Origin of the sequence: Methylobacterium symbioticum (assembly GCF_902141845.1) — a bacterium.
Taxonomy (GTDB): domain Bacteria; phylum Pseudomonadota; class Alphaproteobacteria; order Rhizobiales; family Beijerinckiaceae; genus Methylobacterium; species Methylobacterium symbioticum.
This window is the reverse complement of sequence record NZ_CABFPH010000076.1, coordinates 1-25358: the sequence shown is the minus strand read 5'-3', so window position 1 is coordinate 25358 and position 25358 is coordinate 1. Positions and strand designations below refer to the sequence as shown.

Here is a 25358-nt window from a genome sequence, read left to right as displayed (position 1 = left end):
CGTCCCGGGGACCGACCGGGAGGGGCGCGGACGGCGGGGCGGTGCCCGCGTCATCGGCCTCGGATCCGGCCGGTGCCCCGGGCGGCGTGCCGACGCAAGGTCTGCTCGGATCCGGGCGGTGAGGCGGGCTGAGGAAATGCGCCCGTCCCGACCCGGTTCTGGGGGACCGCCAGAGCCTCGCCGGCCCGACCCACTAGGAGGCGGGCCTCGCGCCGGACGGGCGGATGTCAGCGTGCACGGGGTTCCCGTCCCGACAGGGACCGGACCCGGCCAGCGGCAGTCGCGAGGTCGGAGGACGCCGGGACAGACACCGCGACGACAAGACGGATGGGCGGGCTTGCAGCAGGGCCCCTCATCCGCGGGACGCCGGGGAGCCGGCTTGTGCAACGTTGCGTTCAGGGCTCCGCGGCGTCCCGCGTCACCCCGACCGTGACCTCCGGCCATGCCCCCGGCGGAGACGTCCGCGCGGGGCCGAAAGCATGTGCGAACCACGACAGGCCCCCTCTCCCGTTCGGGAGAGGGTTGGGGTGAGGGATGAGAATTTGACGGAGAGGTCGCGACGGTGAAGCGGCTCCGGCTCCGTTCTATCCGGACAGTTCTCGACCCTCACCCTGTCCCTCTCCCGAACGGGAGAGGGGACCCGCGCCCCGTCCGGAACCCTTGCTCCCCTCACCCGACCCCTGCTGACGCAGGGGCCACCCTCTCCCGCGGAGGGGAGAGGGAGGGCGCGCGTCCGGGTTCGCGACAGACCTCCTCCCGAACGGGAGAGAGGACGCGCGCTTCATCCATCACCTTCGCACCCCTCGCCCGGCTGCCATTCGGCGGCTTCTCGGCGGCGGGGAGAAACGGCGATCGCCCCGTCACCGGGGCGCGCCTGCCTTCACTGGGCGGCCTGGTGCGGCTTGCCTTTGCGGTGGCCGGCCTTGGCCGGGTCCTTCGGTCCGTCCCCGATCCGGCGGGCATGCTTCATCCCGCGCGGGTTCTTCGGCTTCGGGCCGCGCGGCGGCGGCGCCTCGCCGATCAGGGCCTCGACCTGGATCTCGGGGGATCCGTTGCGCGCGAAGGCGGCGGCGAAGGCCTGGGCGGCACCGCCGCGGATCTCGAACTTGGTCTCGCGCTCGAAGATCCGGATCGCGCCGATCATCTCGCGGTCCACCTTGCCACGCCGGGTCAGCAGCGGCAGCAGGCGGCGCGGGTCGGCGTTGTCGCGCCGGCCGAGATTGAGCCGGAACCAGACCGCCGGGCCCATCGCGGCGATGCGCTCGGCATCCATCGGGTCGTAGGGCGCGCGGCTCGTCGCGGCCCCGCGCTTCTCGCCCGGATCGGTCACGTCCTCGGGTGCCGGCAGGCGCGAGCGGTAGACACGGGCGAGCAAGGCCGCGAGCTCGGCGGGCGAGCGCTCGGCGAGCAGCGTCTCGGCGAGCGCCACGTCCTCCTCGGCCGGCGGCTCGGTGAAGAGCGGGTCGGAGAGCATGCGCTCGCCGTCGAGGCGGCGGATCTCGTCGGCCGAGGGCGGGCCCATCCATTCGGGCGTCACCTTGGCGATGGCCAGCATCTGCTCGGCCCGGCGGCGGCGGGCATTCGGCACGAGGAGCACGCTTACGCCCTTGCGCCCGGCCCGGCCGGTGCGGCCGGAGCGGTGCTGCATCACCTCGGCATCGTGCGGCAGGTCGGCATGGATGACGAGGCTGAGCGTCGGCAGGTCGATGCCGCGGGCGGCGACGTCCGTGGCGACGCAGACCCGGGCGCGCCCGTCGCGGAGCGCCTGGAGGGCGGCGTTGCGCTCGCCCTGGCCGAGCTCGCCCGACAGGGCGACCACCGAGAAGCCGCGCTCGGTCAGGCTCGCCTGGAGGTGGCGCACGGCGTTGCGGGTGTTGCAGAACACGATGGCGGTGGGCGCGTCGGCCTCGCGCAGCACGTTGAGCACCACATGCTCGATCTCGCGCGGAACCACTCGGATCGCCCGGTAGGCGATGTCGGCGTGGCCCCGGGTCTCGCCCTTGATCGCGAGGCGCAGGGCGTCGCGCTGGTAGCGCTCGGCGAGCGCCTCGATGTCCCGCGGCAGGGTCGCCGAGAACAGCAGCGTCGCGCGCTCCGCCGGGGTCGCCGAGAGGATGAATTCGATATCCTCGCGGAAGCCCAGGTCGAGCATCTCGTCGGCCTCGTCGAGGACGACGGCGCGCAGAGCCTCCGGCACGAGATTGCCGCGCTCCAGATGGTCGCGCAGGCGCCCCGGCGTGCCGACGACGATATGCACACCGTCATAGAGCATCCGGGCCTCGCGGCGCGGATCCATGCCGCCGACGCAGGAGACGATCCGGCCGCCGGCCGGCGCGTAGAGCCAGGCCAGCTCGCGCTGCACCTGCAGGGCGAGTTCGCGCGTCGGCGCGATCACCAGGGCAAGCGGGGCGCCGGGCGGCGGCAGCGCCTCGGCCTCGCCCAGGAGGGCGCCGGCCATGGCGAGACCGTAGGCCACGGTCTTGCCGGAGCCGGTCTGCGCGGAGACGAGCAGGTCGCGGCCGGTGCCGGCCACCTCCAGGGTCGCGTCCAGGACGGCGCTCTGCACCGGGGTCGGCTCGGCATAGCCGCGCTCGTCGAGCGCCCGCGCGATGGCGGCGGGCAGGATGGGAAACGGCAAAGGTCAGGCTCTCACGGACCGGGAGGCCGGACGGGCGCGGACGGCGCGCTTCGCGTCGCGGGGCTGGCGGTCTCGAATCGGGTTGCGGAGCGTGCCTCTATAGCCGGTTCGTGCCGGATAGGCCACGGCTCGGGCCGCATGGGGCGGTTGCGCGGGAATACAGTCCGTCTCGACGCAACCTCTTGCCCGTCAAAAGCTTGACGGTGCGGACCGGGAGAGGGCGATGGGCGGATCTGTGCGGCTGGCGGCAGCGTGGGCGAGCGTGGGCGCCTTCGCCTGGTTCGGCAAGGGCTGGCTCGGCGAACTCGGCCAGCCGCTCTTCGCGAGCCTGCTCTTCGCCTGGCTCCTCGGCGTCATCCTGTGGGCGGCCTTCGGCGTGGTGCACGAGGCGGAGGAACTCGCCGAGATGCTGGGCGAGCCCTTCGGCACGCTGATCCTGACGCTTGCCATCGTGATCATCGAGGTGGCGCTGGTCTCGGCGGTGATGCTCTCCGCCAAGGACGCGCCGACGCTCGGACGCGACACCATGTTCGCGGTGCTGATGATCGTGCTGAACGGCGTGGTCGGGCTCGGGCTGATCCTCGGCGGGTTGCGCCACCACCAGCAGAGCTACAACCTGCAGGGCGCATCGGCCTTCCTGGCGGTGATCATCCCGCTCGCGACCCTGGCGCTCATCATCCCGACCTTCACCAGCTCCACGACCGACGGCTCGCTGACGAAGCTGCAGGCCATCACCTTCTCGATCTTCACGGTGGCGCTCTACGGCGTGTTCCTGCTGATCCAGACGGGCCGCCACAGCGACTTCTTCCGGGATCCGCAGGCGCGGGCCGAGGCCGCGCGCACCGAGGCCGTCGAGGCGCCGGCCAAGCACCGGGCCTCGGCCGGCATGGTGGTGCGGCACATCGTGCTGCTCGTCGCCAACATCCTGCCGATCGTGCTGCTCTCGAAGAGCCTCGCCACCATCCTCGACCACGGCATCGCGGCGCTCGGCGCGCCCTCGGCGCTCGGCGGCGTGCTGATCGCGGCGATCGTGTTCACGCCGGAGGGCATCTCCTCGCTGAAGGCCATCGCCCGCAACGAGTTGCAGCGGGCGATCAACCTGTGCCTGGGTGCCGCCACCTCGACGATCGGCCTCACCGTGCCGGCGGTGCTCGCCATCGGTCTGATCAGCGGCCAGACCGTCGTGCTCGGCCTCAGCCCGACGAGCATCACGCTGCTCGCCGTCACGCTGATCCTCAGCTCGCTCACCTTCTCCGGCCCCCGCACCACGGTGCTGGAGGGCGCGGTGCACCTGATCCTGTTCGGCGTCTATCTCGTGCTGATCTTCAGCCCGTGAGAGACCTTCCCGCCCCGCTCATCCCGACAAATCCCCTCATCCTGAGGCGCCGCAGCGAAGCGGAGGCCTCGAAGGAGATCTCCAGGAATCTCGGAGCCTTCTGGAGGCCTCCTTCGAGGCCGCTGGCGCGGCACCTCAGGATGCGGTGGGTGGATCGGACGGACCGCCCCCTAAACGGCTATCGTCCTGCCCGACGTCGATCGGGCATCGGCGTGCTTCAGCGGCGCGCACCGCCCGTCGAGAGCTCCATGACGAGGCGCGTGGCGAGGTAGAGGCGCGGCGTCAGGCTGTCGAGCACGGCGAACTCGTCCGGGCTGTGGTAGCGGCCGCCGACCACGCCGAGGGATTCGAGCACCACCGGCCGGTCGGGGCTGGCCGGCTGGAAGGCGTAGGCCGCATCCGTGCCGCCGCCGATCTCCACGAGCTTCAGGTCGCCGCCGACCTCGCGATAGATGGCTTGCGCCCGCTCGCCGAGCCGGCGCGTGGCCGGGTTCACGGGCAGCGGCGGCCGGCCCTGGTTCAGCTCGAAGGTCACCTGCGTGTCGGGCACGCGGTGGGTCTCGACGATCGTGCGGGCCTGGTTGAGCACCCTGTCGTACTCGCTGGCCTCGAAATAGCGCATGTCGCCTTCGGCCTTGGCGAGGTCGGGGATGATGTTCGGCTTGGTGCCGCCCGAGACCACCGTCCAGTTGAGGGTCGTGCCCTTCTGCTTGTCGCCGAGGTCCTGCAGTTGCAGGAGCTGGTGGGCGAGTTCGGTCACCGCGTTGCGGCCCGCCTCCGGCGCGCCGCCGGCATGGGCCGAGCGGCCCTTCACGGCAAGGCTCGCGTAGTTGATGCCCTTGGTGGCGATGGTCGCGGCATCGACCGCCTCGTCGGCGAAGGTCGGCTCGAAGGAGAGCACCGCATCCTGCTCTGCCGCGACCTTGCGGATCTCGTCGCGGGACCCGCGGGAGCCGCGCTCCTCGTCCGGGTTGAACACCACGGTGATCTGCCCGTACTCCTTGAAGTCCAGGGCCTTCAGGGCGGCCAGCGTGTGCAGGATGAGCGCGAGGCCGGCCTTGGCGTCGGCGACGCCCGGGCCATAGGCGCGCCCGTCCCGCTCCGTATAGGGGCGCTTGCCCGCCTCGCCCTCGCCGAACACCGTGTCGTAGTGGACGAGGAGCATCAGCTTCGCCTGGCCGGACCCTTTGAGCGTGCCGATCAGGGTGTTGCCGCCGAAGGCCGGAGCGGGCCGCGTCTCGACGCTGGCGCCGAGCGCCTCGAGGCGCTGACGCAGAAGCGCCTCGACCTTGGACAGGCCGGGCACCTGCCCGGTTCCGGTATCGACGTTGACGAGGGCGGCGAGCGTCTCGCGCAGCGGCCGGTCCTGCGCCTTCGCGGCGGCGAGCACCTTCGAATCGGGCTCGGCGGAGGCGGCGAGCGGCGCGAGCGCCAGCGCGGCGGCAAGGGCGAGCTTTCGGATCATCGGGCATCCTCTTCGGTCGGGCGAGGCCGCACCGAACCCGCGACCGGACCGCGACGCAAGGCGGGATCCGCGGCGGGCGCGCGAATTCCCGCCCTCTGTCACCCGCCGAAGCGCTCGGTGCGGATCGTGGCGGGGCGCAGCCCCGCCGCCAGCAGCAGCGCCGAGGCCGCGCCGACGAAGGGGTTCGAGCCGCAGACGAAGCAGCGCGCCGGAATGCCGAGATCGGCGAGCGCGGCGGCCACCACGGCGCCGTCGATGCGCCGCCCCGCGCCCTCCCGCGTGGTGAGGAGATGCAGGCCGAAGCCCGGCTCGTCGCGGGCGCGGACCTCGAGTTCGTCCAGCGCGATCGCCTCGGCGCGGCTGCGCACGGAGTAGATCAGGCGGCAGGGGATCTCCGGCGCGGCACGCGCGCGGTGGCGCAGCATGGCGAGAAGCGGCACCACGCCGGAGCCACCGCCGACGAGGAGGAGCGGGCCGCCCTCCTCCGGTCCCCAGGCGAAGGAGCCGCCGATCGGCCCGCGCAGCTCGATCCGGTCGCCGACCTCCGCGACCTCCTGGAAGAAGCCCGAGACCTCGCCGCCGTCGAGCCCCTCGATCATCAGCTCGATCGTCCCGGTCCCGTCCGGGGCCGAGGCGATGGAGTAGCTGCGCTGGGCCTGATAGCCGTCCTCCGCCGTCAGCCGCACGTCCACGTGCTGGCCCGGCCGGAAGCCGTCGAACCCGGCCGCCAGCACGAAGCGCTTCACGCGGGGCGTGACCGGCGCGATCTCGGTGATCACCGCCTCGCGCCAGACGGTCCAAGGCAGGTCGGTCACGGGCGATCAATCACCGGTGAAGCGCTGCTCGCGCCAGGGATCGCCGTACATGTGATAGCCGCGCAGCTCCCAGAAGCCGGCCTCGTCCTTGGCCGTGAAGCGCAAGCCCTTCACCCATTTGGCGCTCTTCCAGAAGTAGAGATGCGGCACGAGGAGCCGGGCCGGCCCACCATGATCGAGTGGGATCGGCTGCCCGTCATAGAGGGTCGCCACCATGGCCTTGCCGCCCGTCAGATCCGCCACCGGCACGTTGGTGGTGTAGTCGTCGTAGCCCTCGGCCAGGAGGTAGTCGGTCGGGGCGGCGATCCCGGCATCGGCGAGCAGATCGTCGAAGCTCACGCCCTCCCAGGCCGTGTCGAACTTCGACCACTTGGTCACGCAGTGGATGTCGCCGCCCCAGCGGGTGCGCGGCAGGGCCTGGAATGCGTCCCAGCTCCAGGCTTTGATCGGCCGGGCGCCCTCGCGCAGGGTGAAGCGCCAGGCCGCCAGATCGATCTGCGGGTTCGGCCCGATCTGGAGGACGGGGAAGTCGTCGGTGAGATACTGCCCCGGTGGCAGCCGCTCGCGGGTCGCCTCGGGCGGGCGGCGCCCGGTGAAGCCTCGTGTCGCCAAGCCGGCCTCCGTGGTGCTCAGGATCCGCAGCCGTTTCAGGCCGGGCGGGGCCGCAGGTCAAGCGTGGTGATCCCCGAGACCGAGACCGAGATAGCCGAACACGGCTCGGCCGACGCGTCCCTGAAGCGGCTCGGCCTCCAACTCGCCGCGCTCGCCGGCGGCATCGACCATGCCCTTGACGATGGCCAGGATATCGGCCGCCGCCCGGTGCGGATCCGGCAGAGCCGGCCCGGGCATCCGGCCGAGCAGGTCCTGGATCGCTTCTGCGAGAGCCGTGGAGACGCGGTCGACCGCGTCGTCGAGCGGCAGCCGCCGCTCCTCGATGTCCAGGGCCCGGGCGAGGACGGGCCGTCGCATCTGGTGCATGACCGCGGCCCGGACGATTCCGGCAAGGCCAGCCTCGCCCGTCGGCGTCTGCCGGGCGGCGGCGACCTCGGCCAGTAGCAACCCGGTCTCCCGCTCGACCAGCGCGGCGGTCAGCGCCTCCTTGCCGGGGAAGTACTGATAGAGCGAGCCGATGCTGACCCCGGCCCGCTCGGCGACGGCGTTCGTGGTGTAGCCGGGGAAGCCGCGCTCCTCGAGAATGCGAGCCGCCGCCTCGAGGATGATCCGCACCGTCTCGGCCGAGCGCGATTGTCGCGGTGTTTTCCGCGACTTGAGCGCGGGGCGGCGGATGGCGGCGGGCATGCGGGATGCGAGTTTCGAGGGGCGTCGCGGGCCCTCATGATCGGGCCGTCCCATAGAGGAAGGCAACCACCCATGACGATGCCCGAAGCCCCGACCGCCGAAATCCTGACGGTCTTCATGCTGGTGAAGACCGAGCCGGAATGGCTCGGCTTCCCCGTCGAGACCCGCTTCGCGAAGCTGCGCGAGCATGTGGAGCCGATCCTGCAGCGCCACGCCGCGGAGGTGCGCATGCGCTTCTACGACGCGGAGTTCTACACCGCCCGCATCACCGATCTCTGGGTCTGGGAGGCGAGCAGCCGCCACGCCTACGAGCTGGTGGTCGAGGCCTTGCGCGAGACCCCGTTCTGGGATCGCTATTTCCGGATCGTCGAGATCATCCCGGCGGTCGAGAACGCCTATGCCCGCAACTATGGGCAGTCTCCCCTCGCGGCCTGAGGACGGGCGCCGGTCGGAAGCGATGGGGCGGCGGAGGGAGACACCATGCCGGATCAGCCCTTCAAGGACCATTTCTCCGCCGCCGCCGCGGACTACGCGGCGCATCGCCCGACCTATCCGGAGGCGCTGGCCACCTATCTCGCCGGGATCAGCCCGGGGCGGGAGCGGGCGCTCGATTGCGGCTGCGGCAACGGCCAGCTCGCCCGGCTGCTGGCGGATTCGTTCGACGCGGTGGTGGCGACCGACGCGAGCGCCGAGCAGATCGCGGCGGCCGAGGCCCATCCGCGGGTGTGCTTCCGGGTGGCGCCGGCCGAGGCGAGCGGGCTGCCCGAGTCCAGCGTCGACCTGATCACGGCGGCCCAGGCCGCGCACTGGTTCGATCTGCCGGCCTTCTACGCGGAGGCGCGCCGCATTGCCCGGCCCGGCGCCGTGCTGGCGCTGATCTCCTACGGCGTGCTCCATCTCGACGGCGCGGCGGAGGCGGTGCTGCGCCACTTCTACACGCAGGTGGTCGGACCCTACTGGCCGCCAGAGCGGGCCCATGTGGAGGCGGGATACCGCACCCTGCCCTTCCCGTTCGCGGAGCTGCCCGCGCCCGATCTCGCCATCGAGCGGGACTGGGGCCTCGACGACCTCGTCGGCTACGCCCGCACCTGGTCGGCGTTGCGCGGCGCGCAGGCCGCCCTCGGCACGGACCCGCTGCCGGATTTCGCGGCGGCGCTCGCCAGGGCCTGGGGCGAGCCGGGCTCGCGCCGGCGGGTGCGCTGGCCGCTTTCCCTCCGGCTCACGAAGCTCTGATCGGATGCGTCGAAGATTTGCCCCAAAGCGGCGCTGTTCTCCCTTGACGAAGCGCCGCCCGGACAGCGAGGGGCGGACCACGTAAAGGACCCACGATGTTTCGCAGTCTCGCCATCGCCCTCGTCGCCGGGGGGCTTCTCGCGGCTCCGGCCGCCCAGGCCCGCGACGGGATCAGCCCCGGCGGTGCCGCGGCCCTCGGCGTGCTCGGCGGCCTCGCGGTCGGCGGAGCCATCGGCGCCGCCACGGCCGATCCCTACTATCCCGGCAAGCCGGTCTACCGCGCCCCGCGGCCGGTCTATGTCGAGGACGAGTATGTCGGCCCGGTCTGCCATTTCGAGCGCCGCCGCTACATCGACGCCTACGGCGACGTGTATTTCCGCCGCGTCCGCGTCTGCGAGTAGGAGCCTCTCAGAGACGTTCGCAGCCGGGGTCTCAGCGCCCCGGCGGTGACGGCGTGACGATCTCCTCGGCCGGCAGGACCGGCGGGGCGGCGCGCGGACGCAGCCGCTCGGCACAGGCGATGCCACCGAGCACGAGGGCCAGCGCGAGCGCGTCGGATGCCTCGAAGGGCTCCCCCACCACCAGCACCGCCAGGCCCGCGCCGAAGACCGGCACGAGGTTGACGAACAGCCCGGCCCGGTTCGGACCGAGCATCTCGACCGCCGCCAGGAAGGTGAGCTGCGCGGCGAGCGAGGGCCCGAGCGCCACGTAGGTGACGATCAGCCAGCCCGTCGCGGTCGGCCAGATCAGGCGGCCCGCGGCCCATTCCGCGAAGAGCGGCGGCAGCGAGGTGACGAGGGCCGCGGCGGCCAGCGCCGCGAAGAAGGAGAGCCCGGACACCTTGGGCCGCATCGCCAGCGCCACCGTGTAGCCGGCATAGAGCAGGCAGGCCACCAGCATCAGCAGGTCGCCGCGGTTGAAATCGAGCCTGCGCAGCACGTCGAGATCGCCGTGCGAGGCGGCCACGGCAGCGCCGACCAGCGTCACCGCCACGCCGATGCCCTGCCCGAGGGAGACGGGCTGGCTATAGGCGACGTAGTTCAGGATCAGCACCAGGACCGGAATCGCGCCCTGCAGCAGCGCGATGTTGACCGCGCTCGTATAGGCGCCCGCGGCGTAGAACAGGCTCGCATAGACCGTGTAGCCCACCGTGGCCATGATCAGGATGCGGAGCCAGGAGCGGGCCAGCACCGCGCGGTCGGCCAGGATGCGCCGCCGTGCGACCACGGCGAGGATCGCGCACGGGAAAGCCCAGCGCAGGGTCGTCAGGGCCTGAGGGGAGACCTGTCCGGGCGCCCATCGGGCGGCCACCACGTTGCCGGCCCAGACCAGCATCGTGAAGAGAAGGAGCAGGTAGGCGCGGCCCGCCCGGGGGCCGGCCGCGAGGGAGGCGCTCAGCGCCTGCGGAACTGACCACCGCGCACCGGCGGGCGCGGTCCGGAGGAACGCTCGTCCTTGTGCCGGAACACGAGGCGGCCCTTCTCCAGGTCGTAGGGCGACATCTCGACGGTCACGCGGTCGCCCGCGAGCGTCTTGATGCGGTTCTTCTTCATCTTGCCGGCAGTGTAGGCGACGATCTCGTGGCCCTGGTCGAGCTGCACCCGGTAGCGCGCATCAGGCAGGATCTCGAGAACGAGACCGTCGAACTGCATCAACTCTTCTTTTGCCATTCACCCTCTCCAGTCGGACCGTCTGGAAGCAGGCGTTCCGGCATGCATGTCGTCTCGTGCAAGTGCATAAAAACGCGGCGGCGTCCGTCCCGATCCATACCGGCAGGTCGCGGGCTAGGGTGAGCGGGGCGCCAGAGCGTGCCCGGATTTAATCGCCGCAGCGCCCATCGGCAAGTCACAGCCGTGATGCGATGCCTGCTCCTCGACAGGATTCCGGCTCTCTGTTTGCTCAAAGCTTGGTCGGGCGGCCTCCGGCGGGCCGTCGACGAGCCTCCTCGCGGGGGATCTCAGGGTGCGTCGTTGCCGGCGAAATCGAGGCGTCCGTCCGGCATGCGCTTCCAGACCTTGAGCGTCACGGCGCCGGGCCGCGGGTCACCGGCCGCGTCGAAGGCGACCGGGCCGAGGGCGGTGCGGAAGCTGCCCGCGCGCAGGGCGTCGGCGAGCTTGCGGGCATCCGGGACCCGCACATTCCCCTGTGCGGCGAGCGCCTGGGCCAGCACCTCGACGGCGGCATAGGCTGCGCCCGCGACGAGATCGGCCTCGGGCGTGCGCGGGGGCGTCTTGGCCCGGGACTCGGCGCGCGGCTCGGGCGGACGGCGCTCGGGAAGGAGGGTCATCACCGTCCCCTCCGCGGCCGGCCCGGCGGTCGCAGGGAAGGCGGGATCGAGGATGCCGTCGCTCGCCACCATCGGACCGGTCAGCCCGGCCTCGCGCAGGGCCCGGACCAGCAGGGCGGCCTCCGGGGCGAGGCCGCCAAAATAGACGACCTGGACTCCCGCCGCCTTCAGGCGGGCGGCGAGGTCGGCCGCGTCGCGGCTGCCGCGGGGCAGGCTCTCGAAGGCCGCCTCGCGCAGGCCGCGGGCCCGTAAGGTACGGGAGACCTCCTCGGCGAGGCCACGGCCGAAGGTGGAGCGGTCGTGGACCAGGGCGACACCTTCGGGGAAGCGCGCGGCGAGCCAGAGCCCCGCGGCCTGCGCCTGCTGCGCGTCGCCCGGGGACAGGCGGAACAGGTTCCAGAGGCCGCGGGCGGTGAGTGGGGGGTAGGTCGCGGCCGGCGCGATCACGACGGCGCCGGCCTCCTCGTAGGCGAGCGCCGTCGCCGCCACCAGCGACGACTGGAGCGGCCCGACCACGAGGCGCACGCCCTCGGCCGCGAAGCGCCGCGCCACGCCCAGGGCCTGCTTCGTGTCGCCGGCATCGTCGGCCACGACGAGGACGAGGCGGCGCCCGCCCGCCCGGTTGAGGTCGGCCACCGCCTGCTCGGCGCCGAGGCGCAGGCCCAGCCCGAAGGGAGCGTCCGGCCCGGTGAGCGGCGCCGAGAGGCCGATCCGCACCGGCGCGGGCGCCTGCGCGGCGGCGGGTGCCCCCCACAGGCCGCAAAGGGCGAGGAGGGCGGCCGCGTTTCTCACTCGGCGGCCTGCAGGGCGGGTTTGCGCGCCACATGCTCCAGCGCCTCGGGGCGCGGACCACCGGTCGCCCAGTCGAGCAGCTCGACCGTGTGCAGGATCGGGATCTCGGTGCCCTTCCCGATCTGCGTGGCGCAGCCGATATTGCCGGTGGCGATGAGGTCCGGCCGCATCCGCTCGATATTGGCGACCTTGCGGGCGCGGAGCTTCCCGGCGATCTCCGGCTGCAGGATGTTGTAGGTTCCGGCCGAGCCGCAGCAGATATGGCCCTCGGGCACATCCTTCACGGTGAAGCCCGCCCGCTTCAGGAGCGCCTTCGGCTCGGTGCGGATGCCCTGGCCGTGCTGCATCGAGCAGGCGGAATGGTAGGCCACCACGAGGTCGGTCTCGACCACCGGCTCGATCAGGCCGAGGGCGGCGACGTATTCGGTGACGTCCTTGGCGAGGCCCGAGACCCGGGCCGCCTTCTCGGCATAGGCCGGGTCGTCCCGGAACATGAAGCCGTAATCCTTGATCGTCGTACCGCAGCCGGAGGCCGTCACCAGGATCGCGTCGAGGCCGCCGCGCTCGATCTCCCGGGTCCAGGCATCGATCGCCTGCCGGGCATGGGCGTGGGCGGAATGCTCCTTGCCCATGTGGTGGGTGAGCGCGCCGCAGCAGCCCTCCTCCGCCTGCACCACCTCGACGCCGTGGCGGTTGAGGAGGCGGATCGCCGCCTCGTTGAAATCCGGGCGCAGCACGCTCTGGGCGCAGCCGCGCAGCAGCGCGACCCGCCGGTGCGGGGCGTTGGCGGCGGCGGGCGCGGGGAAGGTGCCGGGCCGGTCGGTCGGGTTGCGTCCCGGAAGCCGGGCGGGCGCCAGGTCGAGCATCGCCGCGAGCCGGTTGCCGACCCGCGGTAGCCGGGCGACGAGCCCGCGGAACGGGCTGCCGAGCCAGGCCGCGAACAGCGCGAGGCGGAAGCGGTTCGGATAGGGCAGCACGAAGGCGAGAAGCGCGCGCAGCAGCCGATCGTCGGCGCCGCGCCGGAAGGTCCGCTCGATATGCGTGCGGGCATGGTCGACGAGGTGCATGTAGTGCACGCCCGAGGGGCAGGTCGTCATGCAGGACAGGCAGGACAGGCAGCGGTCGACGTGGCGCACCACCTCGGCCGAGGCCGCCTTGCCGCCCTCCAGCATGTCCTTGATCAGGTAGATGCGGCCCCGCGGCGAATCGAGCTCGTCTCCGAGCAGAAGGTAGGTCGGGCAGGTCGCCGTGCAGAAGCCGCAATGCACGCAGGTGCGCAGGATCTTCTCCGAGGCCGCCATCGCCGGGTCGGCGAGCTGCGCGGGGCTGAAATTGGTTTGCACGGTCTTGTCCTCAGGCCCTTGGCCGTCTCGTTCCTTCCCGGCGGACGCGCGTGTCTCTCACACGCCCGCATACATGCGGCCCGGGTTGAACACCCCGGCCGGGTCGTGCGCCGCCTTGATGCCCTGGCTCACCCGCATCAGGGGCTCGGCGAGGGGCTCGAAGACGGGCACCGCCGCGCGCACGGCGTCGGGCGCCCGCACCAGCGTCGCGTGGCCGCCCTGACCTTTCACCGCCGCGCGGATCGCGGCGGCGCCGGCATCGCCCGCGGCCGAGGTCTCCAGCCAGATCAGGCCGCCTCCCCAATCGTAGTACCAGCGGGCCTGAAGAGCGCGGGCGATCGCGGCCGTCAGCGCCGGCCCGCGCATCGGCGCGGTGGAGATGCGCCAGACCGCCCCCTCCCCGTCCGCGAAGGGATGCACGTCGCGGACCGCCTCCCAGAGGCCGGCATCGTCCGAGACCTCCGGGGCGCCGAAGCGCTTGAGGAGCCGGGTCAGCTCGCCGAGGCGATACGCGATCGAGTCGGAGAAGCCTTCGAGGCGCATCAGGGTGCGGGCCTCGGGCGCGCCGATGCCAGCCGGCAGGTGGGCCGCGCCCGTGAGCTCGAACGGCGAGCCGAGGGCCGCCGCCAGGGCCTCCACCGCGCGGGCATCGTCGAGGCCGGTGAAGACCAGGGTCGAGACCCGCTCCTGCACCGGCAGCACCTTGAACGTCACCTCGGTGAGGAGGCCGAGCGTGCCCCAGGAGCCGGCCATCAGCTTCACGAGGTCGAGGCCGGTGACGTTCTTCATCACGCGGCCACCCGACTTGATCGCCTCGCCGCGTCCGTTGACGAAGCGCACGCCGATCAGGCTGTCGCGGGCGGCGCCGGCATTGATGCGGCGCGGGCCCGAATTGTTGATTGCGGCCACCCCGCCAAAGGTCGGCTCGCCCGCGGAGCCGAGCAGCCGGCGGTGGTCGATCGGCTCGAAGGGCAGCATCTGGCCGCGTGTGGCGAGGAGCGCCTGGACCTCGGCGAGCGGCGTGCCGGCGCGGGCGCCCACCACCATCTCGGCCGGCTCGTAGAGGGTGATCCCGGAGAGCGCGGCCGCCGAGAGGGTCGCCTCGTCCTGGGCCGGGCGGCCGAGCCGCGCCTTGGTATCGCCGCCGACAAGGCGGAGCCGCTCGCCGCGGGCGGCCGCCTCGCGCACGAGTCCCGCCGCTTCGCCCTCGTCCCGGGGCTCGTATGACCGCATCGTTTCCTGCCCGAACGCGCCGGCATTCCGCCGTGCCGGCCCTCCTTATGGCAGGATCCTGCCGCTTTGCATCCGCGATTCAAGAGCGCGGCGTGACGGTCGGCGGTCTTGCTACTCGGCGGGGGCCGGGCAGGACGGGCGGAAGCGGGCGAGCACGTGGCCGCGCAGACCCGCGATGTCGAAGACCCAGACCAGGATGCCGTAAAGGCCGATGCCGAGCGGCAGGCAGGTGGCGAGGGCGAGCCCGGGCGCGAGATAGCGGAACGGCGCCAGCGCCAGCCCCATGACGAGGCAGGCGGCGGCCGAGGCCGCGATCCCCCGCCGGGGCAGGGGCAGCCGGTCGGGACCGGTGAGGGCCCGCGCCGCGAGCCACAGGAAGGCCGCGACGAGGCCGAGGGTCTGGGCGAGCGCGATGCCGGCGCCGCCGAGCAGCGGGGGCAGGACGAGGAGCCCGGCCGCGTTCACCGCGAGGCCGACGCCCGCCGCCGCGATCACCGGCAGGGTGCGGCGGCGGATCTGGAAGATCGGGTTGATGGCGAAGAACATCATCGAGAGGCAGAACAGCCCCGGGATCAGCAGGGCCGCATAGAGGGCAAAGGGCCCACGATAGGCCTCCGGCACCACGATCTCCTGCAGGGCGGGCAGCACCGCCCAGAACCCGACCGCGCAGGGCAGGAGCAGGGCCACGACGACGCCTGCGTTCCGCCCGACCTGGGCCTCGGCGGCGGCGCGCCCCTCGAACTCCTCGGCCCGCACGGCGAGCTGGAACAGCAGCAGGTCGAGGGCGGTGCCAAGCGTCGTCAGGCTGCGCCCGGTCACGTCCGAGGCCAGCGCGAAGTAGCCGGCCTCGGCGAGATCCGCATGGACCGCGATCACGCTGCGGTTGAGGAAGGGCATCAGCTGGTAGACCGCGTTCGCCGCGATGAGCGGCAGCCCGTAGGTCATGAACAGCCGCCAGGTCGTGCCCATGCGGTCGCGCGCCAGGGGCGTCGCCGGATCGCGCAAGGGGCGGTGCAGGATCGCGATCGAGAGCAGGCAGCTCAAGCCCGCGACCGCGAGCACCCAGGCCGGATGCGCGAGGTACCAGGCGGCGGCGGCCATGCCGGCGAAGGCCAGCAGGTTCTTCACCGCCACGAGGCCGAGATAGAGCCGGCCGTCGAAGCGGGCGCGGGCGAGCGCGGCATGATAGTCGAACACGCCGTTGCCGAGCGCCGCGAGCATGGTGCCGGCGAGCACCGCGCCGCGCCCCTCGGGCCCCGCCTCGCGATCGATCCCGAGGCTGATCGCCGCGGCCGCGATCAGGCCGAGGCCGACCAGGGCATAGGCCCGATCGAGGCCGTGGCGGATCCAGGGCTCGTCGACGCGGACGCGGCCCGAGTAGAAACGCGTCGCGGACAGGCGCAGCCACTCGAACAGGACGGTGTTCAGGACGATGGCGCCCGCCGTCGCCAGGGCGAACAGCCCGAAATCGGCCGGGCCCAGGAGCTTGGCGAGGATCAGGCCGAGGACGAAGTTCAGGCCGGCGTTCAGGACGAATGCAGCGATCACGGCCATGGAGCAGCCTTCGACAAGCGCGCCCCGCAGCGGGGGCCGGGCTCACGCACCGGGCAGATCCCGGACCGTGCGCGACGCCGCTCCGCCGGGGCGGCACACCGAATCCGCTCCATAGCGGGCGAGCGGGTAAGAATTCCCTAATCCGGCCCGCGCGCGGAACGCGGACCGGCCGGAACCCTCCGGCCGCGCTTGCCGTTGCTCGCCCCGAAGATGCTCACACCGGAGTGCTCCCATGCGCCTCACCCTGCCCGCCGCCGCGGCCCTGCTGACCGCCCTCTCCGTCCAGGCCGCCACCGCCGAGACCACGGTGATCCGCCGCGACGGCCCCGACACCGTCGTGGTCGACCGGCCCGAGGTCGAGCGCAAGACGGTGGTGACCCGGGACAGCGGCGACGGCTGCTCGTCGAAGACCGTGACCAAGACGAACGAGTACGGCGATCGCAAGACCGTCCATAAGGAGACCTGCGACTGAGAGGGGCCCACGCACCTTCCCTCCGCGCCGTGATGCCCGGAGGGCGATCGCCCGGGCATCGGGCGGCTCCGAGCGCGGATCAGGCCGAGGCTCGGGACGCGCGCCCGCGCGGCGGCTCGGCCTGCCGCGCGGCCGGCGCGAGCGCCTTCTCGTAGCGCCAAGCCTCCATCCCGTCCTCGTAATAGTCCGGGCGCACGGCGAAGCGCCCGTAGCCGCGCCGCTCGTAGAGCCGGATGCCGGCTCCGTTGTCGGCCCTCACCTCCAGGCGCAGCCGGTCGCAGCCGTGCGACAGCGCCGTCTCCTCCGCGGCCGCGAGCAGGCGCCCGCCGATCCCGAGCCCGTTGCGGCCCGGCGCCACCGCGATCGAGGAGAGGCGGGCGATGCGGCTGGCGCGCCGCCGCTCCAGCACCGCGGCGCCGACGAGGACCTCGGCGCGATCGTCCTCCACCAGCGCCACGATCACGTCCATGGTCGCGGAATCGACCGCGTGGCGGATCGCGCGGCGCTCGGCCCGGTCGGTGGCGAAGGCCGCATGCTCCAGGGCGACGAGGGCGTCGAGATCGGCGCGGCCTGCGGCGCGCAGGACGAGGCGCGCCTCGGACGGGGGCAGGACCGCTGCTGCGCTCACGGATGGCACGGGGACATCTTACCTCGGAGGCCTGATCCGGCGCCGGGCCGGCATCCGCTTCGGCAGGGCATCATAAGGAGATGCCCGCTCGCACCGGCTTTGGGAAGCCCGACCGGCATCGGCGCGGCGATTCTGCAACAGCACTCGGGGAGCGCGTCGAAATTCCGGGGGCAAGCCGGAAATGACCCTTGTCGGCCCGAGGCGCCGCCCGTATATCCCGCTCGCCCAATTTCGCACGTGCCTGTGGCCGCGTGCCGGTTGGTGGGCATCCGGTCAACTGCCGGACAGCCGCCAGGGGTCTTAAAGGATCGATGGTCGCAAGGGTGGATCCCTACGGCCGGCATCCGGGTGGCGACACCAGACCCCAACAACAACCGGCAGCCGGAGGCGAAACCGGCGAACCCCGCTCTCCACGGGGGACGCAGCTTAAAGCAACGACGAACGGGCTTTTTTGGTCTCGTCGGCCCTCCACAGGCCGACACCGAAGAGGCTTGTTTCTCTTTGCCCGGCGTGCGGTTGGGGTTCCCCCATACCAATCCACGGCAGCTTCCGGGTGCTCTGCGCCCGCGTTCGTCCGCGCGTCTCCAACGCGTGCGGATGACGCGACGCCTCGCCCCCTGACGCCGACGGCCGGTCGAGGCCGTCAGATCGCGACATCGTGCGCCTGATGGGATCGGGCGCCGCCGACCTGTGCTGGGGATCGTCCATGACCGACCGTATCCGCGACTTCCTGCGCGTGCGCCGCGACCTCGGCCAGGACGAAGGTCCGGTCATGGTGCTCGACCTCGACGTGGTGCGCGACAACTACACCGCCTTCGCCCGCGCGCTGCCCGACACCCGCGTCTTCTACGCCGTGAAGGCGAATCCCGCCCCCGAGGTGCTGAGCCTCCTCGCCGAGATGGGCTCCTGCTTCGACACCGCCTCGGTCGCCGAGATCGAGATGGCGCTCGCCGCCGGCGCCACCGCGGACCGCGTCTCCTACGGCAACACCATCAAGAAGGAGCGCGACGTGGTGCGCGCGCTCAAGCTCGGCATCCGTCTCTTCGCGGTCGACTGCGAGGCGGAGGCGGACAAGATCGCCCGCGCCGCCAGGGAGGCCGGCGTGGCCACGGGCGCGGTGCAGGTCTTCTGCCGCATCCTCTGCGACGGCGCCGGTGCCGACTGGCCGCTGTCGCGCAAGTTCGGCTGCGTGCCGGAGATGGCCGTCGACGTGCTGGAGCATGCCCATGTGCAGGGGCTCCACGCCTACGGCGTGTCCTTCCATGTCGGCTCGCAGCAGGCCAACACCGAGGCCTGGGACGGCGCGCTGGCCTCGGCCGCGATGATCTTCCGCGAATGCGGCCTGCGCGGCATCGGCCTGTCGATGGTCAATCTCGGCGGCGGCTTCCCGACCCAGTACCTCAAGGCGGTGCCGGGCGTGGAATCCTACGGCGACGCGATCTTCCGCGCGCTCACCAAGCATTTCGGCAACCGGATCCCCGAGACCATCATCGAGCCGGGCCGCGGCATGGTCGGCAATGCCGGCATGATCGAGGCTGAAGTCGTCCTGGTGTCGCGCAAGTCCGCGGATGCCGACGAGGTGCGCTGGGTCTATCTCGACATCGGCAAGTTCGGCGGCCTCGCCGAGACGATGGACGAGTCGATCCGCTATCGCATCCGCACCGCGCATGACGAGGATCGCATGAGCCCCTGCGTCATCGCCGGGCCGACCTGCGATTCGGTCGACGTGCTCTACGAGAAGCAGCACTACCCGCTGCCGGTCTCCCTCTCGATCGGCGACAAGGTGCTGATCGAGGGCGCGGGCGCCTACACCACGACCTACGCGGCGGTGGCCTTCAACGGCTTCCCCCCCCTGCGCCAGATCGTGATCTGACGTCCCGCCACCGCATGCAGATCCCGCCCGGCCGCGCGCGGCCCGGGCGGCCTCGTGTCCACGCCCCATTCATCTGTCCCCGGGGATGATCGGTCATGATCGCGATCCGCACCGAGCACGCCGCCGATGTCGCCCAGCGCGAGCGGCTGCTCGACACCTGCTTCGGGCCGAACCGCTTCGCCAAGACCTCCGAGCGCCTGCGCGAGGGCCGTCTGCCCGCACGCGGCCTCGCCTTCTCGGCGATGCGCGGCGGCCGGCTGGTGGGCACCGTGCGCCTGTGGAACGTCGATGCCGGCGGCCGGCCCGCCCTGCTGCTCGGGCCGCTCGCGGTCGATCCGGCGATCCAGCGCCAGGGGCTCGGCAGCGTGCTGATGCAGGCGGCGCTCGGGCGGGCGGAGGCGCTCGGCCACGGCGCGGTGCTCCTCGTCGGCGACGCTCCCTACTACGCCCGGTTCGGTTTCGAGGGCGCGCTGGCCGCCGACCTCGCCATGCCCGGTCCGTTCGAGCGCGCGCGCTTCCTCGGGCTCGAGCTGCGCGCCGGCGCCCTGGCCGGCGCCGCGGGGATCCTGCGGGCCACCGGCGTGCCCGCGCCGGAGGAGGCCGTGCCGGACTCCGCGGCGGCGGCGCGACGACGCGCGGCCTGAGATGGGCTCCGCCTGAGTCAATCGGCAAATCCGCGCAGCGCGTGAGCGAAGCCCGAATCTATTGCTCCAGGGTCATCAACCGGATCTGAGTCGGGCGCCGACGAAGGGGTCCGGGTGGACAGCCCGGAGCAGGCTGTCCTATGCGAGCCGACCGACCGACGGCGCGGGAGAGCTGATTTCGTGAGAATGCCAGATTCGAGACCGGGTGGCGGATGCCGATGAGCCCTGCTCCGCGGGTCCTGGTCACGAGCACCTTCCGGGATAGCATCAACACCAACGCTGGCATTCGAACCTACCTCTCGGAGGGGTTCCGTGAGGTTCTGGGGACGGACGCGATCACCGTCCGGCCGCTGGAACTGGCCCCGGAGGCCGTCCTCGAGCTGCGCCCGGATCTGGTCATCGGGGTCGGCAGCCTCGTGCCGGACGACGCGGACCTGCGCGGTCTGCGGCGGGCCGTGGACGCGGCAGGCTCGCGCCTCGCCCTCTGGCTGCACGACGACCCCTACGAGATCGACTATGCCTTCAAGGCCGGTCCGCTCGCCGACATCGTATTCTCGAACGACAGCTGGTCGGTGCCGCATTACCGGCACCCGAACGTCCACCATCTCCCGCTTGCGGGCGCGCCGAAGATTCATCTGCGCGACCTCAAGCCGGTGGAGGAGCGCGGAATCGCCCTGTTCTTCTGCGGCGTCGCCTACGGCAACCGGATCGATCTGATCCGCCGGGCGGACGCTCTGCTCGCGCGCCACGCGGTGTCGATCCTCGGCAGCGGATGGCCGGACGACCTGCGCAGCACGACCAACCGGCGCCTCGACGCCAAGCAGATGGCCGACCATGCGGCCGATGCGCGGCTCACCCTGAACATCGGCCGCGACCTCGACATCGCCAACCGCCGCTACGGCCTGCCGGCGGCGACGCCCGGCCCCCGCACCTTCGAAGTGGCGCTCTCCGGCTCCGCCCAGCTCTACGTCGTCTCGGGACTCGAGATCGGCACGATGTTCGAGCCGGACAGCGAGATCCTGCTCGTCGATTCGGTGCGCGACATCGCGCTGGCTCTCGAGCGCGCCTATGATGATCCCGCCGGCATCCTTGCGATCGCTGCCGCGGCACAGGCGCGGGCGCTGAAAGACCACACCTACGCCGTCCGCGCGCGTCGGATCCTTGACCTCTGCGGCCTCGCCGGCCCCTCCGAGGGCTGAGCCATGGCACCTTACGCGATCCTGCTGCTCGACACCGAGCCGCTGACCCGCAACGCCTACATCACGCTCGCCATCGCCGATGCCTTGCGCCGCGACCCGCGCGTGGCGCGGGTGGTCGTGGCGGACCACGGCGACGCGATCGCCCGGTTCCAGACCGAGGGCCTCGACACCTTCATCGCCTTCGGCGGCGCCCGGACGCATGCGCCGCTGCTGACGCGGCTCGCCGCGCTCGCGAAGCTCAGCATCCTCTGGACCACCGAGGATCCCTACGAGGTCGACAACAACCTCCGCTTCTCGACCGCCTTCGACATCGTCTTCACCAACGAGCGGTCCGTGGTCGAGGCCTATGGCGGCCGCGCGCACCACCTGCCGCTCGCGGCCTCGCCCCTGTTCCAGGATCTGCCGGTGCTGCGCGACGATGCGCGCTACCGCTACGACCTGCTCTTCATCGGCACGGCCTGGCCGAACCGAGTGAGAAGCCTCAACGCGATCCTGGCCAAGGCTCCGCGGCAGCTCAAGGTGAAGCTCGCCCTGCCCTACAACGAATTCATCGGAAAGCCCGCCCTCGACGATCCCTCGCCGCTCGTGGACTGGCGCTGCGGCAATGCCGACTTCGCTCGCTTCGCCAATGCGAGCCGCGTGGTGCTGACCCTGCCGCGGGCCTTCTCGAACGCCTCGGCCGCGCGCGCCTCCGGCACGACGCCGCCGCCGCGCCTGTTCGAGACCGCGCTCGCGGGCGGATTTCAGGTGATGGTCTCGGCCGAGCCCGAGACGGGAGACTACTACGCCGACGGCAGCGAGGTCCGCCTCTGCGCGGACGACGACGCGGCCCTCGCGGCGATCGCGGAGGCGTTGGCCGAGCCCGAGCGGCGCATCGCCATGGCCGAGGCCGCCCGTGCGCGGACGCTCGCCGAGCACCTCTATGACCACCGCGTCGCGCGGATGCTCGACCTCGCGGCCGGCACCCCGTCGGCGCGCGTGGCGCCCCCCACCTTACGCTCGCGGAAGACGGTCCTCTACCTCACCCACAACCGGGCCGGCCGCCGGCCCGGGGGCGGTGTGGAGGTCTATCAGGAGGTGCTGACCGGGCTTGCACCGGATTACGAGCCCCTCTTCCTGTTCCCGGTACTCACGGGCGGCGAGTACGAGTTGCGGCTCGAGGGCCGGTCGGTCAGCGAAACCTTCGCGGCGGCGCCCGCCACCCATCATACCCTGACCGACCCCGGCATCGAAGGCATCTTCGAGGAGATCCTGTTCCGGCACGCGGTCGATCTCGTCCACGTCCATCATCTGCTGCATCTGCCGTTGAGCCTGCCGCTCATTGCCAAGGCCTGCGGCGTGCCGGTCGTCTACCATCTGCACGATCACTACCTGGTCAGCGAGCGCTTCCTGCTCCTCGACCGCAACGGCCGCTTCGAGGACGTCGTCGGCCGCAGCCGCGACGAGCGGGACGCAAGTCTCCTCGACGCGGAGGGACATCCGCCTGGCTCGGGGGCGCGGCGCGACCTGTTCATGACGCAGGTCGTCTCGGCGATCGACGCCTTCGTAACCAGCACACCGTTCACGGGTGCGTATCTGCGCGGCTACTATCCCGAGATCCCGGCCGAGAAGGTTGTCGAGATCGAGATGTTGACGCCGGGCGAGGCGGTGACATCGCCTGCGGAGCAGACGCGCTCCGACTGGCTCACCGTCGCCGTCGTCGGCAACTTCGCGCCCCATAAGGGTGCGGAGACCGTGCTGACGCTGATCCGTCTCACGCAGGATTATCCGATCCGCTTCAAGCTGTTCGGCCATGTGGACCAACGCTATCGCGGGCGGCTCGTCGACCTGCCGTCGGAGCGGGTCGTGCAGGTGGGCGCCTACGATCAGACAAACATCGTCGCGCTGCTCGCGGGGTGCGACGTCTCCCTCCATCTCTCGACCTGGCCCGAGACCTTCGTGATCTCCTTGGGCGAGGCTTGGCTGGCGGGGCTCGTCCCGATCGTCACCGATCTCGGCGCTCTTCCGGAGCGCGTCAGCGACGACGTTGACGGGTTCGTGGTGCCACCCGACGCGCCGGGCGCGGTGATGCAGCGTCTCCTCGCGCTGCATCTCGACCGCGAGCGGCTCGCCCGGATGAAGGCGGCGGTGAGGACGAAGCGCTTCATCACCAAAGAGGCGCATCTCGCCGCAACGGCCGCCCTCTATGCCCGTCTGATCGACGCTCATCCATGCCCGCATGATCGGGTTCCCGACCGGACGAGCGCCGATTACTCCCTGACCCTGTTCGACGCCGGCATCCGCGTGAACGCCCGGCGCTGGACCTCCACCGGGATTGCCTGGGATTCGCACTACCCGGCAGCCCTCGTCTCGGAAGCCACGCCCGAGGTCGAGGCCACGCGGGTGTCCCTCGAGGATGCTCTGCCGCCGGCCCATGCCGACCTGCCGGAGACGCTCTTCGACCTCGACAGGCTCACTGCCAGTTCCGATTGGTATCTCGACCGGTTCCGCCTTGACCGCCAGACCGTCGCCGGTCGGCCAGACGGTACGGTCGTATTGCGCGACCTGTCGCTGCGCGGCTGGGTGCGCCCGGTCAGCGGAAAAGCGCCGGAGGCGACCTACCTGCGGCTTTCAGGGCCGGAGACGACCTTCTACGCCCGACTGACCCGCGAGGGCCGCCAAGATCTCGTGCGCGGCCCGGAGGATTGGGCCTCGGCCGAGACCGGGTTCACCGGCCGCGTCGCGATCGCGGGACTGCCGAGCGGGCTTTATGCAGCCGATCTCGTGCAGGTGGTCGCCGGGCAGCGGCTCGCGAGCCAGGACTTCTTCCGGGTCTACCTCGCCCCGAATGCCGGGGTCGAGCATCCCTCTCCCTGGCAGCCCGGCTGGAGCGGGACGGTGCCGTCCGCCTCCGGGCCGGTCCGGGCCGTCCGCCAGAACCTGCCGGAGGCCGCCGGGTCGCTGGTGGCGCTCGGAAGCGACGTCTGGGCCTTCGAGGCGGAGACAGATCTGACGGAGCCCGGGACGGTCACCGCCCTCCTCATCCCTGCCGCGGGTGGAGCGCCGCATTGGCTCCGCGCCGCCAGGCAGGCTCTGCCCGACGGGAGCCGGTTCGCCTTCGCTGCGGCGATGGAGACGCTCGAACCCGGCGCCTACGCGCTGCGCTTCGTCCTCGGCGATGGGCCGGATGCTTGCCTCCTCACGACGGAGACCGAACTCGTGCGGGCGCCGGGCAGCGCGCGGGCGCGCCTTGCAGCACTGCCCCCGCCAGGTTTCCGGCGCTTCCTCGCCAAGCGGGTGAAATCCGGCGGCTCCCTGGATCAGGCGCGCCCGGATGCGGCCGACACGGGCATGATCCGCTGCATCGGCTGGGCCTTCCAGCCCGGATACGGCCCGCCGCTGACCACCGTCGCGGCCTGGCGGGAGGGCGGTCGGCACCGCTACGCGATCTCGGCCGCAATCGCGCGGCCGGATGCCGCAGCCCACCTGTCCGACCCGGCGGCCTCGGTCTCGGGCTACGACCTCGCCGTGCCCGAAGCCGCGCTGCGGACGGGCGGCGTGCGGCTCTACCAGTGCTACGCGAGCCGCACGGTGGAGTTCGGCGGCTTCCAGGCCAAGGTGCGGGCGCAGCTCGGGATCGGCTGAGCGGCGCGCGCCGTCAGGGCTGCGCGCCGGCCGGCTCGGCCTCCTGCGGCGCGTGTTCGGGGGACCGGACGCGCCGGGCCGCCTCCTCCGCCTCGCGCGCCCGGACCTGCCGGGCGGCCTCCTCGGCGGCGGCCTGCTGCGCCTTGATCCGGGCCTGGCGCTGGGCCTCCTCCTCGGCCGCCTTGATCGCGGCCGCACGGGCGCGGTCCATCTCGATGCGGGCGCGGCGGCGCTGGCGTTCCATCTGGTCGGCCTCGATCAGCTCGATGCGCTCCAGCTCCCGTTGCAGCACCACGGCCGCGAGGCCGGTCGCGAGGGCGCCGGTGTCGAGGCTGCGCTCGGGCGCGCCGAGGCTGCCGGAGAGGCCGAGCTGGACCGCGGGCGCCCCGGCAGTCCAGCCTTGGGGAACCGCGCCGCCAGCGAGCAGGCCGCGGGCCTCGAGGCGTCCGCGGGCCAGATCGTAGGCGAGGCTGCCGGTCCAGCGCGCGGCGCCGAGATCGAGATCGAGCGGACCGGCCCGCAGCACGCCGCCGACGATGGTCGCCGGGGCGGAGACGGATCCGCGCGCCTGCGCCGCCGCCCGGCCGAGCTCCGCGCCGACGATCTGCGGCAGCCGCCCCTCGCGCAGCGGATCGTCGATCTCGAGCGCCCGCGCGAGCGCCCGGCCGAGCGCCGCCGGATCGGCCTCCGGCACGGTGAGATCGGTGAGCGTGAGGGTCCCGCTGCCGGCGAGATTGGCGGCGAGCGCCGCCGCGTCCGGCCCGCTCGCCCCGAAGCGCAGCTTGGCCGAGAGCCGTCCGCTGAGCGGGCTGCCGTCGGCCAGGGCCGCGAGCGCCGCGTCCGCGAGGGTGCCCTCCCCCGACACCGAGAGGGTGCCGCCACGGCGCGCGACCACGGCCGAGCCGGCGAGCCGTCCCTCGGCG

Annotated in this window: 21 protein-coding genes and 1 pseudogene; 9 read left to right on the top strand and 13 right to left on the bottom strand. The window is 72.2% G+C overall.

Translation table 11 applies throughout. The features are described 5' to 3' along the window. Positions 1–880 precede the first annotated feature (880 nt). The gene (locus tag MET9862_RS20910) at positions 881–2638 is read right to left on the bottom strand and encodes a DEAD/DEAH box helicase (RefSeq protein WP_142584792.1); all 1758 of its coding nucleotides are present in this window, start codon (positions 2636–2638) and stop codon (positions 881–883) included. A 223-nt stretch (positions 2639–2861) separates the two neighbouring features. Here MET9862_RS20910 and MET9862_RS20905 point away from each other — a divergent pair, with 223 nt between their 5' ends. Then, the gene (locus tag MET9862_RS20905; protein ID WP_142584791.1) at positions 2862–3974 is read left to right on the top strand and encodes a calcium:cation antiporter; all 1113 of its coding nucleotides are present in this window, start codon (positions 2862–2864) and stop codon (positions 3972–3974) included. 217 nt (positions 3975–4191) lie between these two features. Here MET9862_RS20905 and MET9862_RS20900 read toward each other — a convergent pair whose 3' ends face one another. The 4 genes from MET9862_RS20900 to MET9862_RS20885 form a co-directional block, all read right to left on the bottom strand. Beyond that, entirely contained in the window at positions 4192–5439 is a 1248-nt protein-coding gene (locus MET9862_RS20900; RefSeq protein ID WP_142584790.1) for a glutamate carboxypeptidase, read from the bottom strand. A gap of 98 nt (positions 5440–5537) precedes the next feature. After that, positions 5538–6254 carry an FAD-binding oxidoreductase gene (locus tag MET9862_RS20895; RefSeq protein WP_185156955.1) on the bottom strand — a complete coding sequence of 239 codons (717 nt, stop codon included), beginning with the start codon at positions 6252–6254 and terminating at the stop codon, positions 5538–5540. Between the two features lie 6 nt (positions 6255–6260). Further along, entirely contained in the window at positions 6261–6866 is a 606-nt protein-coding gene (locus MET9862_RS20890) for a sulfite oxidase-like oxidoreductase (RefSeq protein ID WP_142584789.1), read from the bottom strand. 57 nt (positions 6867–6923) lie between these two features. After that, positions 6924–7553: a TetR/AcrR family transcriptional regulator gene (locus MET9862_RS20885; protein WP_185156954.1), complete on the bottom strand. Its 630-nt coding sequence runs from the start codon at positions 7551–7553 to the stop codon at positions 6924–6926. Positions 7554–7625: 72 nt separating this feature from the next. On the opposite strand from MET9862_RS20885, the gene MET9862_RS20880 reads away from it, so the two are divergent. From MET9862_RS20880 to MET9862_RS20870, 3 genes are all read left to right on the top strand, one after another. Beyond that, positions 7626–7988, top strand: coding sequence for a darcynin family protein (locus MET9862_RS20880; protein ID WP_244612821.1), 363 nt, complete (start codon positions 7626–7628; stop codon positions 7986–7988). Between the two features lie 45 nt (positions 7989–8033). Then, a complete protein-coding gene (locus MET9862_RS20875) occupies positions 8034–8786 on the top strand; it encodes a class I SAM-dependent methyltransferase (protein WP_142584787.1) in 753 nt (250 codons plus the stop codon). Between the two features lie 95 nt (positions 8787–8881). Beyond that, positions 8882–9187, top strand: coding sequence for a hypothetical protein (locus MET9862_RS20870; protein ID WP_142584786.1), 306 nt, complete (start codon positions 8882–8884; stop codon positions 9185–9187). A 31-nt stretch (positions 9188–9218) separates the two neighbouring features. Here the strand turns inward: MET9862_RS20870 and MET9862_RS20865 are convergent, their stop codons facing one another. The 6 genes from MET9862_RS20865 to MET9862_RS20840 all read right to left on the bottom strand — a co-directional run bounded on the left by MET9862_RS20865 (position 9219) and on the right by MET9862_RS20840 (position 15995). Then, a complete protein-coding gene (locus tag MET9862_RS20865; protein WP_244612822.1) occupies positions 9219–10184 on the bottom strand; it encodes a DMT family transporter in 966 nt (321 codons plus the stop codon). Further along, the gene (infA, locus tag MET9862_RS20860) at positions 10181–10456 is read right to left on the bottom strand and encodes a translation initiation factor IF-1 (RefSeq protein ID WP_142584784.1); all 276 of its coding nucleotides are present in this window, start codon (positions 10454–10456) and stop codon (positions 10181–10183) included. The genes MET9862_RS20865 and infA overlap by 4 nt, the downstream gene beginning before the upstream one ends. A 287-nt stretch (positions 10457–10743) precedes the next feature. After that, on the bottom strand, positions 10744–11865 hold the full coding sequence (locus MET9862_RS20855) for a branched-chain amino acid ABC transporter substrate-binding protein (RefSeq protein WP_142584783.1): 1122 nt from the start codon (positions 11863–11865) through the stop codon (positions 10744–10746). Then, on the bottom strand, positions 11862–13208 hold the full coding sequence (gene glcF / locus MET9862_RS20850) for a glycolate oxidase subunit GlcF (protein WP_142584782.1): 1347 nt from the start codon (positions 13206–13208) through the stop codon (positions 11862–11864). The genes MET9862_RS20855 and glcF overlap by 4 nt, the downstream gene beginning before the upstream one ends. A 57-nt stretch (positions 13209–13265) precedes the next feature. Then, positions 13266–14441: a glycolate oxidase subunit GlcE gene (gene glcE / locus MET9862_RS20845; protein ID WP_142584781.1), complete on the bottom strand. Its 1176-nt coding sequence runs from the start codon at positions 14439–14441 to the stop codon at positions 13266–13268. 111 nt (positions 14442–14552) lie between these two features. Further along, a complete protein-coding gene (locus MET9862_RS20840; RefSeq protein ID WP_142584780.1) occupies positions 14553–15995 on the bottom strand; it encodes a lipopolysaccharide biosynthesis protein in 1443 nt (480 codons plus the stop codon). A 232-nt stretch (positions 15996–16227) separates the two neighbouring features. Between MET9862_RS20840 and MET9862_RS20835 the strand changes: the two genes are divergently transcribed. Beyond that, entirely contained in the window at positions 16228–16467 is a 240-nt protein-coding gene (locus tag MET9862_RS20835) for a hypothetical protein (protein ID WP_142584779.1), read from the top strand. 79 nt (positions 16468–16546) lie between these two features. Here the strand turns inward: MET9862_RS20835 and MET9862_RS20830 are convergent, their stop codons facing one another. Further along, the gene (locus MET9862_RS20830) at positions 16547–17095 is read right to left on the bottom strand and encodes a GNAT family N-acetyltransferase (RefSeq protein WP_142584778.1); all 549 of its coding nucleotides are present in this window, start codon (positions 17093–17095) and stop codon (positions 16547–16549) included. A gap of 706 nt (positions 17096–17801) precedes the next feature. Here MET9862_RS20830 and MET9862_RS20825 point away from each other — a divergent pair. The 4 genes from MET9862_RS20825 to MET9862_RS20810 all read left to right on the top strand — a co-directional run bounded on the left by MET9862_RS20825 (position 17802) and on the right by MET9862_RS20810 (position 24435). Further along, on the top strand, positions 17802–18968 hold the full coding sequence (locus MET9862_RS20825) for a type III PLP-dependent enzyme (protein WP_142584777.1): 1167 nt from the start codon (positions 17802–17804) through the stop codon (positions 18966–18968). A gap of 95 nt (positions 18969–19063) precedes the next feature. Next, a complete protein-coding gene (locus MET9862_RS20820; RefSeq protein ID WP_142584776.1) occupies positions 19064–19612 on the top strand; it encodes a GNAT family N-acetyltransferase in 549 nt (182 codons plus the stop codon). A 218-nt stretch (positions 19613–19830) separates the two neighbouring features. Beyond that, on the top strand, positions 19831–20811 hold the full coding sequence (locus MET9862_RS20815; RefSeq protein ID WP_244612820.1) for a glycosyltransferase family protein: 981 nt from the start codon (positions 19831–19833) through the stop codon (positions 20809–20811). A gap of 3 nt (positions 20812–20814) precedes the next feature. Then, positions 20815–24435: a glycosyltransferase family protein gene (locus tag MET9862_RS20810; RefSeq protein WP_142584774.1), complete on the top strand. Its 3621-nt coding sequence runs from the start codon at positions 20815–20817 to the stop codon at positions 24433–24435. 13 nt (positions 24436–24448) lie between these two features. Here the strand turns inward: MET9862_RS20810 and MET9862_RS20805 are convergent. Beyond that, positions 24449–25358: pseudogene (locus tag MET9862_RS20805) on the bottom strand (AsmA-like C-terminal region-containing protein); the annotation flags it as partial.